Genomic DNA, 13,574 nt, shown 5'->3' with positions numbered 1-13,574 from the left:
AAAAAAGGACTGGTGATCACAATGAGAATGGTTGATATCATCACTAAAAAACAAAATGGAGAAGAATTGACAACAGAAGAAATTCAATTTTTCATTAAAGGCTACACAGACGGCAGCATTCCTGACTATCAGGCGAGCGCTCTGGCGATGGCCATCTATTTTCAGGACATGACGGACAGAGAACGGGCCGATCTCACGATGGCGATGGTCAACTCAGGCGAAACGATCGATCTTTCCGCGATTGAAGGCATCAAAGTCGACAAACACTCAACAGGAGGCGTCGGCGACACGACGACGCTCGTACTTGCACCGCTTGTTGCGGCTCTCGACGTCCCGGTCGCCAAAATGTCGGGCCGCGGCCTTGGACACACAGGGGGAACAATTGACAAGCTCGAAGCGATCAAAGGGTTTCACGTGGAACTTTCTAAAGACGAATTCATCGAACTTGTCAACCGCGACAAGGTTGCCGTCATCGGCCAAAGCGGAAACTTGACGCCAGCTGACAAAAAACTGTATGCCCTTCGCGATGTGACAGGCACGGTCAATTCGATCCCGCTGATTGCCAGCTCGATTATGAGCAAGAAAATCGCCGCGGGGGCGGACGCGATTGTCCTTGACGTCAAAACAGGCGCCGGCGCCTTTATGAAAACGGATGAAGACGCCGTCAACCTTGCAAAAGCGATGGTCCGCATCGGAAACAATGTCGGCCGCCAAACGATGGCTGTCATCTCCGACATGTCCCAGCCGCTGGGGTTTGCCATCGGAAATGCCCTTGAGGTGAAAGAGGCGATCGATACATTAAAAGGGGAAGGTCCGGAAGACTTGACTGAGCTTGTCTTAACATTGGGCAGCCAAATGGTCGTTCTTGCCAAAAAGGCAGAGACCCTTGACGAAGCAAGAGAGAAACTGATCGATGTAATGAAAAACGGAAAAGCGCTGCAAAAATTCAAGGATTTCCTTCAGAACCAAGGCGGCGACAGTTCTGTCGCGGATAACCCTGAAAAGCTGCCTCAGGCTGCCTACAAAATCGACATTCCTGCCAAAGAAGCGGGCGTCGTGTCTGAAATCGTCGCCGATCAAATCGGCGTCGCGGCCATGCTGCTGGGCGCCGGCCGCGCAACAAAAGAAGACAAAATCGACCTCGCCGTCGGTATCATGCTTCGCAAAAAAGTCGGCGACGCAGTCGAAAAAGGCGAACCATTGGTTACCCTATACGCAAACCGCGAAAATGTCGATGACGTCATCGCAAAAGTCTACGACAACATTCAAATCGCTGAAAAAGCCGAAGCGCCGAAGCTCGTGCATACGGTGATTACGGAATAGAAGAACATGCAGAAACAGCACATACCCTTGGGTGTGTGCTGTTTTTATGGGCTTTTTTTCTCATTTACCTATTTTAATCTTTCTTGTAGCATGAATACGTCTTAGGTGTCATCTTTTTACATGGACGGAAAGGTATAGATAAATAGGAGGTTTTTTTAAACGTGGCCAAACGTATTCTAGTATCTTCTGGTATTAGTGTTTTAATCTTTATCCTTATAGGTATATGCTCATTTATCCTATACGCCATACTGTCGCATTTTTACATGCAATCTTTTGTGACGGGCGAACCTTCCCAGGATGAAGCGCTGGGATGGGGGTATTTGGGTTTGTTGTTTATTTCATTCATATTGGCAATTTTGACAGGCATAATTGGCGGAATCATTTCCTTTTGTATATATTTCAAAAAATTCAAGAAATGGAGCAGTTAAAAGAGAACCGCCGGAAAATCCGGGCTGTTTCTAAAACGAATATATTGAGAAAATCGAGGATGAATTTTTTGACTATAGAAGAAAGGATTCTGGTCTATGTGCTTTTAATGATTGTGTCACTTCTGCTGTCATGAGAATTAAAAATTTACGAATACAATATATAAGAAGGGCCAAATGAATGATAAACGATTTTCTGCGCAAAATCATTTATCCCGCCTTCTCTTTTTGTACTGCGCGTCTCCTGGACGTTATGTTCATGTTCGGGCTTTACGATAGTCGGTTAATTTGAGAACTTTTGATACCGTACAGTTTTAAGGGCTGCGTTTATTGCAGCCTCTTTTTCATGTCTTTTTGAAATCAGTCATGATTCGCGTATAATCACATTCATAACAACATCATTCACTGGAAATCATATGACCAAAAGGAGTTCATACATGAGCAAAGCCAGTTTTACAGACTATGCATTAAGCGGCGATATTACGAAAGCGCTCGATCATTTAGGGTATAAGCAGCCGACTGCGGTGCAAAGCGAAGTGATTCCCGCGGCGCTTAAAAAGCGGGATGTTGTGGTGAAATCGCGAACGGGGAGCGGGAAGACGGCCGCGTTCGGAATTCCGCTTTGCGAGCTGACAGAATGGGAAGAGAACAAACCACAAGCTTTGGTTTTGACACCGACGCGCGAGCTTGCCGCTCAGGTTAAGGAGGATTTGACGAACATCGGCCGCTATAAAAGAATAAAAGCAGCGGCTGTTTACGGGAAATCGTCCTTTGAACGGCAAAAAACAGAGCTCAAACAAAAATGCCATATCGTTGTCGGGACACCTGGACGCGTATTGGATCACATTGAAAAAGGGACCTTTCCATTAGAAAAACTGAAATACCTTGTCATCGATGAGGCCGATGAAATGCTGAATATGGGATTTATCGATCAAGTAGGAGCGATCATCCGCCATTTGCCTGAAGAACGGCTGACGATGCTGTTTTCAGCAACTTTTCCGGAGGATGTGGAGCATCTATCCCTTCAATATATGAAAGATCCTTTGAAAATCGAGATTCAAGCAGGCGGTACGACAACTGCAGATATCGAGCATCAACTGATCTTTGTAAATGAAAATAATTCATTTCCGCTTTTAGTGGATCTGTTCATTGTTGAGAATCCGGACAGCTGCATCGTCTTTTGCCGCACACAGGAGCAAGTGAATGAGTTGCAGCGGCGCTTAGCCGGTTTGGGTTATCCATGCGCGAAAATTCACGGCGGCATGCCTCAGGAGGAACGTTTTGCCGTGATGAACCGCTTTAGACGGGGAGCGTTCCGCTATTTAATCGCGACAGATGTGGCGGCAAGGGGCATCGATATTGAGAACATCACACATGTTATCAACTATGAGCTGCCATTAGATCAAGAAAGCTATGTGCATCGTACCGGAAGAACAGGCCGAGCCGGCAGCCGGGGAAAAGCGATTACGCTTGCCAGTCCGCGTGAAAAAAGGATGATCGCTGACATTGAAGACTATATCGGTTTTTCCATTCCTATTATTGAGGCGCCGTCAAAAGAAGAAATTGCACGGGCAAAAGCGGCATTTCAAAAGAAAATCAATAGGAAGCCTGAGCTTAAACAGGACAAGAGCGAATCGTTAAATAAAGAAATTATGAGGCTCTACTTTAACGGGGGAAAAAAGAAGAAGCTGAGAGCTGTTGATTTCGTTGGGACGATTACTAAAATTGACGGCGTCTCCGCTGAGGATATTGGGATTATCACGATACAAGAGCAAGGTTCATTCGTTGAAATTTTAAACGGCAAAGGACCCCTCGTCTTAGAAGCGATGAAAAACACAACCGTGAAAGGGAAATTGCTGAAAGTGCATAAAGCGAGGAAATAAACTTAGGCTGCCGACTTTGTCGGGAGCTTTTTTGTTCGTAATAAACCTTGGATAAGCAGCATATGATGAATTGTCAAAAAATGAAAGCACTTCAAAATAAAGGAGAACAAATGAATATGAGAAAGTGTTTCATCCAAGTCCTTGCATTGCTTTTCATCATGGCTGCATGTTTCGCGCCAAACCAAGCTTCTGCACAAACTCAAAAACCTGTATTTTCAGAAGTGGCGGTTCACGATCCATCCATTATTAAAGCGAATGGCACGTACTATGTCTTCGGCTCCCATTTAGCTTCGGCCAAATCGACGGACCTCATGAAATGGACGCAAATTTCCTCGAGTGTCCACGACGGCAATCCTCTGATTCCGAACGTATATGAAGAATTAAAAGAGGCCTTTGAATGGGCTGAATCTGATACGTTGTGGGCGCCTGATGTCACCCAGCTTGAGGACGGCAAGTTTTATATGTATTACAACGCCTGCCGCGGGGATTCTCCGAGATCTGCGCTCGGACTTGCTGTCGCGGACGACATTGAAGGCCCATACAAAAATAAAGGCATTTTCCTAAAGTCGGGAATGGACGGGATCAGCAATGACGGCACGCCTTATGACGCGACAAAGCACCCAAATGTCGTCGATCCGCATACATTCTTTGATCAAAAAGGAAAGCTGTGGATGGTGTACGGCTCCTATTCCGGGGGAATTTTTATTTTAGAAATGGATAAGAAAACCGGACTTCCGCTTCCGGGACAGGGGTACGGCAAAAAGCTGATCGGCGGCAATCACAGCCGGATTGAAGGCGCATACATTCTCTACAATCCTGAAACACAGTATTACTACCTGTACATGTCCTTCGGAGGGCTTGCCGCTGACGGCGGGTACAACATTCGCGTCGCCCGCTCAAAAAACCCTGACGGCCCTTATTATGACGCAGAAGGCCATGCGATGATTGACGTCCGCGGCAAAGAAGGAACGTTTTTTGACGATCGCTCAATCGAACCGTACGGTGTCAAACTGATGGGGAATTTCTCATTTAGCAATCAAAACGGCTATGTATCGCCGGGCCATAACTCTGCCTTTTACGATGAAAAAAGCGGCAAATCGTATTTAATCTTCCACACCCGCTTCCCGGGACGGGGGGAGGAGCACGAAGTCCGCGTCCACCAACTGTTGATGAACAAACAAGGCTGGCCGGTTGCCGCCCCTCACCGCTATGCCGGAGAGAAGCTCGACAAGGTGAAAAAGTCAGATGTGATTGGCGCCTACGAATTGGTGCGTCATGGAAAAGACATATCTGCAGATATTAAAGAATCGAAAGAAATCCGCTTAAATCAAAACGGCAAAATAACCGGCGCAGCGGCCGGGACGTGGAAGAACACGGGAGACAACAAAATCGAACTCAAGCTCGACGGAAAAACATATGACGGTGTATTTTTGCGCCAGTGGGATGCAGCTTCTGAGCGGAAGGTGATGACGTTTAGTGCGTTGTCTCATGAGGGAGATGCGGTTTGGGGGAGTAGTTTAAAAAGATAGCGAAATTTTAAAAGGAATTTCATCTCAAAAAGCACATACCTGATTAAAGGTATGTGCTTTTGAAATGATTTAGATCAAATGGTTGTTTTAATATGGAAATCCAGGACGGATTATACGATAATACATATATAGTCCTTTTTACTACATAATTGTTCGTGAGATTCTATGAAGAAGAATCAACTAGGGGTGTTGATAAAATGGGTTTTAAAAAGAGTTTTAAAATAATGCCTGGTGTCAAACTTAATATAAATAAAAAAAGTGTTGGGATGACTTTAGGGGGCAAAAATGGCAGGATAACTTATAATACTTCTGGCAGAGTAACAACAAGTGCAAAAATCCCCGGTACAGGTCTATCTTATAGTTCCAGTAAATCTATTTCTTCATCACAAAAACAAAGTCATTTGAATAATAACAATTATTCAAATAATTCAGAGCTTAATGCTTACCTCAATCATTTAACTTCATTTCATACGAGATTAACGAGCACGCAAATAAATTGGGAAGAAATTAAAAAAGAGTCACCGCCAGAGACTAATGTATCTCAATTAAAAAGTGAATTAAATAATTATAAACCCAATTTCTTCGAGAAAATTCTTAGATTAGATAAAACAAAAATTGAAAAGTTAAATAAAGATATTGCTGATGCAGAAATTAAATATAAGAAAGAATATGATGAGTGGGCAAAGCAACAAAAATTTGTGAAAATTATTGATGACAAAAACAGTGTTGCTTATAGTGAAATTTTAGAAGATATTATTAAGATTGAAGATACTATAGGTAAAATAAAAGAGATTATTTCGAATGAAAATAGTGAAGTTTTATTAAATCTATTAGTAGACACATCAATTTTACCGAACCAAGAAGAATACATCTCTTCTGCTGGGAACTTGTTAACTAAAAACCTAACCAAAACAAAATATTATCAAAACCAATTAAACTTTATTGCCAGTCTTTCTATAGGTTTAGCAAAAGTAATTTTTCAAATAATTCCTGTTGAGACTGTATTGATTAATGTTTTAGAAAAAAGAATTGATACAGTGGATGGACATGAGAAAACCATGACTATCTTTGGCGTTAAATTTAAAAAAGAGCAGTTCATGGCTTTAAATATTAATTACATTAAACCAATTGATACTCTTCAACTGTTTGAAACTAGTTTGGATTTTAAAAAGACTAAGGGTCTCCAACCTGTAGATCGTATGTCCTTTAATTAAAAACAATTGAATGAATTTGTGCCGGGATGAAAACCCGGCTTTTTTCTATAACCCCTTTCATTTTGACGAATCTTTTCCAATTCGATAACATAAAAATAGTTCACGAAGTGTAATATCAAACAAAAAGGATGGAGCGCAATGTGTACAAGTATCACGTTGACGACTGCGGGTCGGGAGCATTTATTGGCGAGGACGATGGATTTTGATTTTGAGCTTAACGGGGAAGTGCTGTTGCATCCGCGTCGCTACAAATGGAAAAGTGAAGCAGACGGCAGCGAGCATGCCGGCCGGTATGCGTTTATCGGGATGGGCAGAAGGCTCAATAATGCGCTGTTTGCCGATGGTGTGAATGAAAAAGGATTGTCTTGCGCGGCGCTTTATTTCCCGGATTATGCTGTGTATGAAAGCGAGACGAAAGAGCAATGCCGCAATCTTGCGCCGCACGAATTTGTGACATGGGTGCTGTCGGAATGCGGCGATTTGGAGGAAGTGAAAAAAGCGGCTGTTTCCGTAAACATTGTTGAGAGAGAGGTCAGCTTGCTCAGTACGGTGACGCCGCTTCATTGGCTATTAACGGACCGCTCCGGTGCGAGCATCGTTGTTGAACCGGCGGCCGGAGGCATTCAAATTCATGATAATCCGGTCGGCGTGCTGACGAACAGTCCGGATTTTCCTTGGCATTTGACCAATTTGCGCAATTATATCGGTCTTCAGCCGGGACAGTTTGCCGCGAAAAAGATGGGGGACCTGACGCTGTCGGCTTTTGGCCAAGGTTCCGGGCTGTCCGGATTGCCGGGAGACTTTACACCGCCATCCCGTTTTGTCAGGGCAGCAGTTTTGAAAGAGCACATGAAGCCCGTGTCCGATGAAACAGAAGGCGTTTCTGCCGCGTTTCATATTCTCTCCCATATGAATATTCCCAAAGGGATTGTCATAACTGACAATGGCGAAGACGATTACACCCAATATACGGCGGTGATGTGCAGCGAGACGTGCAGCTACTATTTTCACCATTATCAAAACAGGCAGATTCAAAAGGTTTGCATATTACAGGAAGACCTGGACAGCAACGAAATAAAGGCGTTTCCGCCAAAGCAGGAAGAGACGTTTCATTCTCTTCAATCATAAACGAAAGAAGGAACAATATTGCAAAACAAAGCAGCAAACAGACTCATTTTATTAGGCATTAGCTTACATAGCATATATTGGTTGTTTATATTATTTTTGTTTTTTCATTTCAAACATCAATTTGACGTTTATGCCGTTTGGAATCCGAATGTCACGGACGGATATATGGAGGCTGGGACTTTCGTAGCCGCGCTGAAGTTGATGATCTACTCAGGCACGTTGTTTAATTTGGCTCTCTTGTTCATTTTGAGCTTGTTGATTGTAATTTTAGTACAGTCGGTCATTTTTATTGCCCTGGAAATCACCGCTTACGTGAAAATCAAAAAAGATCCGTTTTCTCCATGGGGCTCTTTTATTTTAGCGATGGGCATTAAAAACATTTTCACAAACTTATCAGGGATTCCGTTCATGGCCGCAGGATTCATTCTTCATAAGCAGCAGGAACCGAAAGACGCAGTTGCACAGCCAGCAGCACGAAGGAAAGCAAGGCGAAACCCTGCATTGCTTATGAAAAAGGCGGCGAAAGCTAGAAAACATAGAAATAAAGGTATATAGTCTTAGTTTCTAGTTTGCGTGTATTCTATTTTTTATGAGACAATTGTAATGAAAGCGTTGACATGAACAAAAACAGGTGCTACAGTATAGTTACAAACTAATATCAGCAAGTTTCTTAAGGATTGTTACTGCTTTTGCAGGCAAAACCTAAGTTGCGTACAGCTTTCTGGGACATCGTCCCGTTCAAGCCGGCGTAATTTAGGTTTTTTTTATACCCAAAATGAGGAGGTGATGTGAGATTCCGAGGATTCATTGCGGCTTCAAGCCAATAAAATAGCCGGGTGAAGGCGGCCACCTTCAGTCCGGCAGATTCCCCCAAAAGAGGAGGTACTCATATGGATTATAATAAAGTATCGAAGGACATTTTACAACTCGTGGGCGGTGAAGAGAACGTACAGAGCGTGATTCACTGCATGACAAGACTGCGTTTCAACCTTTATGACAATGCGAAGGCAGACCGCGCGAAACTGGAAAGTCTGCCGGCTGTAATGGGCACCAACATCAGCGGCCAGCAGTTTCAAATCATCATTGGAAATGATGTCCCTAAGGTGTACAAAGCGATCATTGCCAACAGCGGGCTCAGCGATGAAAAAGCGGGCGATCAGCAAGCTGGCAAAAAGAAAAACGTGCTGTCCGCCATTTTTGATGTGATATCAGGCGTATTTACGCCGATTCTCCCGGCGATTGCTGGAGCGGGTATGATCAAGGGGATCATTGCTATCGCCGTCACGTTCGGCTGGATGAGTGAAAATAGCCAGGTCCATACCATTTTATCGGCTATCGGCGACGGAGCATTTTACTTCCTGCCGATTTTGCTGGCGGTCAGCGCCGCGAGAAAATTCGGCAGCAATCCTTATGTTGCGGCGGCGATCGGAGCGGCGATTCTGCATCCCGATCTGACAGCGCTCCTCGGTTCAGGGAAAAGCATTTCTTTTGTCGGATTGCCTGTAACCGCTGCCACTTATTCGTCCACAGTCATTCCGATCCTGCTCGCGATTTGGATTGCATCTTACGTTGAGAAATGGATTGACAGAGTCACCCCGACTTCGTTGAAGATGATTTTTGTACCGACACTGACGCTGCTGATTGTCGTGCCTGTCACATTAATTACAGTCGGTCCGCTCGGTGCGATTGCAGGGAACTATCTGTCTGTCGGTGTAAACGGTTTATTTGAAAATGCCGGTTTAATCACAATGGTTCTTTTAGCCGGAACGTTTTCTTTGATCATCATGACAGGAATGCACTATGCTTTCATTCCGGTTATGTTCAACAACATTACGCAAAACGGCTACGATTATTTGATACCTGCGATGTTCTTGGCGAATATGGGGCAGGCTGGTGCGTCATTTGCCGTCTTCCTGCGATCCAAAAATAAGAAATTCAAATCATTGTCGCTGACGACAAGCATCACGGCTTTGATGGGGATTACAGAGCCGGCGATGTACGGTGTCAACATGAGACTGAAAAAGCCGTTTGTCTCCGCGCTTCTCGGCGCCGCTGTCGGAGGTGCATTCTACGGCATCACCGGCGTAGCAGCATATATTATTGGCGGAAACGTCGGTTTGCCTGGAATTACGACGTTTATCGGCCCGACTTTTATACAGGCCATGATCGGGATCGTCATCGCGTTCTTTGCCGCAACGGCGTTTGCTTTTGTATTGGGATTTGAAGACATTCCGTCAGATGAAGCCGATGATCCGGCGGCTGCTTCTTCTACGGCTGGCGGTAGTGAGATCATTCAAAGCCCGTTGAAAGGCGAAGTCAAAGCATTGAGTGAAGTGGATGATGCGACATTTTCAGGAGAAGTCATGGGAAAAGGTGTTGCCATTGAGCCAGAAGAAGGCAAAGTGGTGTCGCCTGTATCAGGCACGATCACGACCGTTTTTCAAACGAAGCACGCCCTCGGCATCACTAGCGACAATGGGGCAGAAATTATTATCCATATCGGAATCGATACGGTGAAATTGAACGGTGAGCACTTTACCGTGCATGTCAATAAAGGAGACGCTGTAAAGCCGGGAGACCAGCTTGTCTCATTTGATATGGATGCGATTAAGGATGCAGGCTATCAGTTAATCACGCCGGTTATCATCACAAATACGGACCGGTACCAGTCGATCAAGCCTTTGAAAACAGATGAAAGCGTTGACATTGAGGAAGCGCTGATCGCGCTGGCGTAGAGAGAGGAAAGCTCGACAAATTTGGATGAGGTGAAAGGATATGACTGAACAAACGAAAAAATTCCCTGATGGTTTTTTATGGGGCGGAGCGGTTGCCGCAAACCAAGTAGAAGGCGCCTATAATGTCGGCGGAAAGGGGCTCTCGACAGCTGATGTGTCGCCGAACGGGGTCATGTATCCATTCGATGAGTCGATGGAGTCATTGAACCTGTATCACGAAGGCATCGATTTTTACCACCGCTACAAAGAAGACATCGCTCTTTTCGCCGAAATGGGATTTAAAGCGTTTCGAACATCGATTGCCTGGACGCGGATTTTTCCTAACGGTGATGAAAGTGAACCGAATGAAGAGGGACTCGAATTTTACGATCGCCTCTTTGATGAGCTATTAAAATACAATATTGAGCCAGTCGTGACGATATCCCACTACGAAATGCCGCTCGGTTTAATTAAAAAATACGGAGGCTGGAAAAACCGGAAAGTGATCGAGTGCTATGAACATTATGCGAAAACGGTTTTCACCCGCTATAAAGACAAAGTGAAATATTGGATGACGTTCAACGAAATCAACATGGTCCTGCATGCGCCGTTTACAGGCGGTGGCCTTGTATTTGAAGAAGGCGAAAACCAGTTAAATGCGATGTACCAAGCGGCGCATCATCTATTTGTCGCAAGCGCCCTTGCGGTAAAAGCAGGCAAGGATATTATTCCGGACGCTAAAATCGGCTGTATGATTGCCGCAACGACGACATACCCGATGACGCCAAAACCGGAAGACGTGCTCGCCGCGATGGAAAATGAGAGAAGAACGCTGTTTTTCTCGGACGTACAGGCACGCGGAGCTTATCCGGGCTATATGAAGCGCTTCTTTAAGGAAAATGGAATTGCGATTGAGATGGCTGAAGGTGATGAAGACATTCTGAAGGAAAACACAGTCGACTATATCGGTTTCAGCTACTACATGTCAATGGTTGCGAGCACGAATCCGGAAGATTTGGCAAAAACGGGAGGCAACTTGCTCGGAGGGGTTAAAAACCCGTACCTTGAATCGTCCGAATGGGGCTGGCAGATCGACCCTAAAGGAATCCGCATTACGCTGAATACATTGTACGACCGCTATCAAAAGCCGCTTTTCATTGTTGAAAACGGGCTCGGCGCCGTCGATGTCGTCGAAGAAGACGGTTCGATACAAGATGACTACAGAATCAACTATTTGCGCGATCACTTAAAAGAAGTAAGAGAAGCGATCGCAGACGGCGTCGACTTAATCGGCTACACATCATGGGGCCCGATCGACTTGGTCAGCGCATCCACCGCCGAAATGAAAAAACGCTACGGCTATATTTATGTCGACCGTGACAATGAAGGAAACGGCACGTTTGCAAGAACGAGAAAGAAAAGCTTTTACTGGTATAAAAAAGTGATCGAAACGAATGGCGAGAGTTTGTGATATTTAAAATGGCTGTCCTTTACAGGACAGCTTTTTTCTCTGTAGCGTATGAAAACGATTTGCTATACACTTGACTTAGAAAAAAGACAAAAAGTGCGGTGAGGCAAATGTTTAAACTGCTGTTGATCGAAGACGATGAATCGCTGTTTCAGGAAATAAAAGAACGGTTAACCGGGTGGTCATACGAGGTGTACGGCATCGACGATTTCAGCGAAGTGATGCAGGAGTTTGCGGCGATTAAGCCCGATTGCGTCATTATCGATATTCAGCTGCCGAAATATGACGGGTTTCATTGGTGCCGGCAGATCCGTTCCCGTTCCAACGTTCCGATTCTCTTTTTATCTTCGCGCGACCATCCGGCTGATATGGTCATGTCCATGCAGTTTGGAGCAGATGATTATATTCAGAAACCGTTTCATTTTGACGTGCTGATTGCCAAAATCCAGGCGATTTTCCGCCGTGTTTACGACTATAATACAGAGCCTGAGATTCTGAAGAAAGCGTGGTGCGGTGCAACCGTTGATCCCGAGCAAAACCGCGTCAGCAATAAGGCGGGGTCGATCGAGTTGACGAGGAATGAAATGTTCATTTTAAAACAATTGATCGACCAAAAAAACAAAATTGTCAGCAGGGAAGAATTGATGAGAAGCTTATGGAACGATGAGCGTTTTGTCAGCGATAACACGCTGACGGTCAACGTAAACCGTTTGAGAAAAAAACTGGATACCTTGAACTTGGGGCAATATATTGAGACAAAGGTCGGCCAGGGCTATATGGCGAAAGAAGAAGGATGATGAGAATGCTGAAAGCGTTTTTGACCGAGAGGCGAAGCTGGATCGCCATATTTGTCTTGCAGCAGATCGTCTTTCTGTTTATCGCTTATGTCGATTCATCCATTCCTTTTGCATCGATTTTATATATGACCTATTTGTCTTCATTTATTTTTATCGTTTTTGTACTTGTCCGCTTTCGGAGGGAAACGAAGTTTTATCAAAGCCTGGAAGAATGGGATCACAATCTCGATGTGACAAACATTCGAGAGGCGGAAACGCCTTTCGAAACGATGATTGAAAAAAGCATAGCCGAACAAACGAAACAGTTAAAGCAAGAGGCGGCGCAGCATCGCCTGGCATTGGAGAATGAAAAAGATGAGCTCATGGCCTGGATACACGAAGTCAAAACGCCGCTTACCGCCATGCATTTGATCATGGAGACGATTGACGATCAATCATTAAAATCGAGACTCGACTATGAATGGCTGCGCGTTCACCTGCTGCTCGATCGCCAGCTTCATCAAAAGCGGATGTCATTTATCGAAAATGACTTGTCTCTTGAAGCTCTAGAGCTCAAACCTTTAATCTTTAAAGAACTAAAAGATTTGCAATCATGGTGCATTCCAAAAGGGATCGGGTTTGATATACAGCTTGAGGCCGGGGAAGTGCTCAGCGATGCGAAATGGCTGTCTTTTATCATGAGGCAGCTGCTGACAAACGCAGTGAAATACAGCGAAGCATCCGATATTTTGATTAAAAGCTATGAACAAGATGGCCAGGTACATCTCGCAGTTCAAGATTTTGGACGGGGCATCGATCCAAAAGATATACCGCGTGTGTTTGACAAAGGTTTCACATCAACAACGGAGCATCATGATCAGGCCGCCACGGGAATGGGGCTGTACTTGGCGAAAAAAGCGGCAAAGCCGCTCCTGATTCATATCGAGGTTGATTCTAAACCAGGAACGGGGACAACCTTTACGCTGATTTTTCCGAAGCGGAACGAATTTTCCCGTGTGCTTGGCGTGTGACAAAAGTGTCACACGCTTTTCTTTTTTGTTCGCTGAATCGAAGGAAAACGGCTGTCCTCCTTTCTATAATAAAAATATCCAGT

General features: G+C 44.8%; 10 protein-coding genes. All 10 read left to right on the top strand.

Annotated elements, in window-relative coordinates:
* Positions 1 to 21 precede the first annotated feature (21 nt).
* A complete protein-coding gene (locus MHB72_RS21595) occupies positions 22 to 1,323 on the top strand; it encodes a pyrimidine-nucleoside phosphorylase (protein ID WP_020453524.1) in 1,302 nt (433 codons plus the stop codon).
* An 862-nt stretch (positions 1,324 to 2,185) separates the two neighbouring features.
* The gene (locus MHB72_RS21590) at positions 2,186 to 3,631 is read left to right on the top strand and encodes a DEAD/DEAH box helicase (protein ID WP_216919138.1); all 1,446 of its coding nucleotides are present in this window, start codon (positions 2,186 to 2,188) and stop codon (positions 3,629 to 3,631) included.
* A gap of 110 nt (positions 3,632 to 3,741) precedes the next feature.
* Positions 3,742 to 5,160: a glycoside hydrolase family 43 protein gene (locus tag MHB72_RS21585; protein WP_216919140.1), complete on the top strand. Its 1,419-nt coding sequence runs from the start codon at positions 3,742 to 3,744 to the stop codon at positions 5,158 to 5,160.
* Between the two features lie 197 nt (positions 5,161 to 5,357).
* Positions 5,358 to 6,374, top strand: a complete 1,017-nt coding sequence (locus MHB72_RS21580; protein ID WP_216919142.1) for a DUF4236 domain-containing protein — start codon at positions 5,358 to 5,360, stop codon at positions 6,372 to 6,374.
* A gap of 138 nt (positions 6,375 to 6,512) precedes the next feature.
* Positions 6,513 to 7,502, top strand: coding sequence for a choloylglycine hydrolase family protein (locus tag MHB72_RS21575; protein ID WP_101561287.1), 990 nt, complete (start codon positions 6,513 to 6,515; stop codon positions 7,500 to 7,502).
* 81 nt (positions 7,503 to 7,583) lie between these two features.
* The gene (locus MHB72_RS21570) at positions 7,584 to 8,057 is read left to right on the top strand and encodes a hypothetical protein (protein WP_254121879.1); all 474 of its coding nucleotides are present in this window, start codon (positions 7,584 to 7,586) and stop codon (positions 8,055 to 8,057) included.
* Between the two features lie 335 nt (positions 8,058 to 8,392).
* The gene (locus tag MHB72_RS21565) at positions 8,393 to 10,237 is read left to right on the top strand and encodes a beta-glucoside-specific PTS transporter subunit IIABC (RefSeq protein ID WP_216919146.1); all 1,845 of its coding nucleotides are present in this window, start codon (positions 8,393 to 8,395) and stop codon (positions 10,235 to 10,237) included.
* A gap of 40 nt (positions 10,238 to 10,277) precedes the next feature.
* The gene (locus MHB72_RS21560; protein WP_023856895.1) at positions 10,278 to 11,687 is read left to right on the top strand and encodes a glycoside hydrolase family 1 protein; all 1,410 of its coding nucleotides are present in this window, start codon (positions 10,278 to 10,280) and stop codon (positions 11,685 to 11,687) included.
* Between the two features lie 107 nt (positions 11,688 to 11,794).
* Positions 11,795 to 12,481 (top strand): response regulator transcription factor, encoded by a 687-nt coding sequence (locus MHB72_RS21555; protein WP_020453510.1) that lies wholly within the window; start codon positions 11,795 to 11,797, stop codon positions 12,479 to 12,481.
* A 5-nt stretch (positions 12,482 to 12,486) separates the two neighbouring features.
* Entirely contained in the window at positions 12,487 to 13,491 is a 1,005-nt protein-coding gene (locus tag MHB72_RS21550) for a sensor histidine kinase (protein ID WP_216919148.1), read from the top strand.
* Positions 13,492 to 13,574: the final 83 nt, after the last annotated feature.

Origin of the sequence: Bacillus sp. FSL K6-1284 (genome assembly GCF_038002625.1) — a bacterium.
GTDB classification, from domain to species: Bacteria; Bacillota; Bacilli; order Bacillales; family Bacillaceae; genus Bacillus; species Bacillus paralicheniformis.
Note: the sequence above shows the minus strand (reverse complement) of the source record. Positions and strands in the feature narration are given on the sequence as shown.

Coding starts and splice junctions, on each gene's coding strand:
- MHB72_RS21565 (WP_216919146.1), top strand. CDS start 8,393: ATGGATTATAATAAAGTATCGAAGGACATTTTACAACTCGTGGGCGGT.
- MHB72_RS21560 (WP_023856895.1), top strand. CDS start 10,278: ATGACTGAACAAACGAAAAAATTCCCTGATGGTTTTTTATGGGGCGGA.
- MHB72_RS21550 (WP_216919148.1), top strand. CDS start 12,487: ATGCTGAAAGCGTTTTTGACCGAGAGGCGAAGCTGGATCGCCATATTT.
- MHB72_RS21580 (WP_216919142.1), top strand. CDS start 5,358: ATGGGTTTTAAAAAGAGTTTTAAAATAATGCCTGGTGTCAAACTTAAT.
- MHB72_RS21585 (WP_216919140.1), top strand. CDS start 3,742: ATGAATATGAGAAAGTGTTTCATCCAAGTCCTTGCATTGCTTTTCATC.
- MHB72_RS21575 (WP_101561287.1), top strand. CDS start 6,513: ATGTGTACAAGTATCACGTTGACGACTGCGGGTCGGGAGCATTTATTG.
- MHB72_RS21590 (WP_216919138.1), top strand. CDS start 2,186: ATGAGCAAAGCCAGTTTTACAGACTATGCATTAAGCGGCGATATTACG.
- MHB72_RS21595 (WP_020453524.1), top strand. CDS start 22: ATGAGAATGGTTGATATCATCACTAAAAAACAAAATGGAGAAGAATTG.
- MHB72_RS21555 (WP_020453510.1), top strand. CDS start 11,795: ATGTTTAAACTGCTGTTGATCGAAGACGATGAATCGCTGTTTCAGGAA.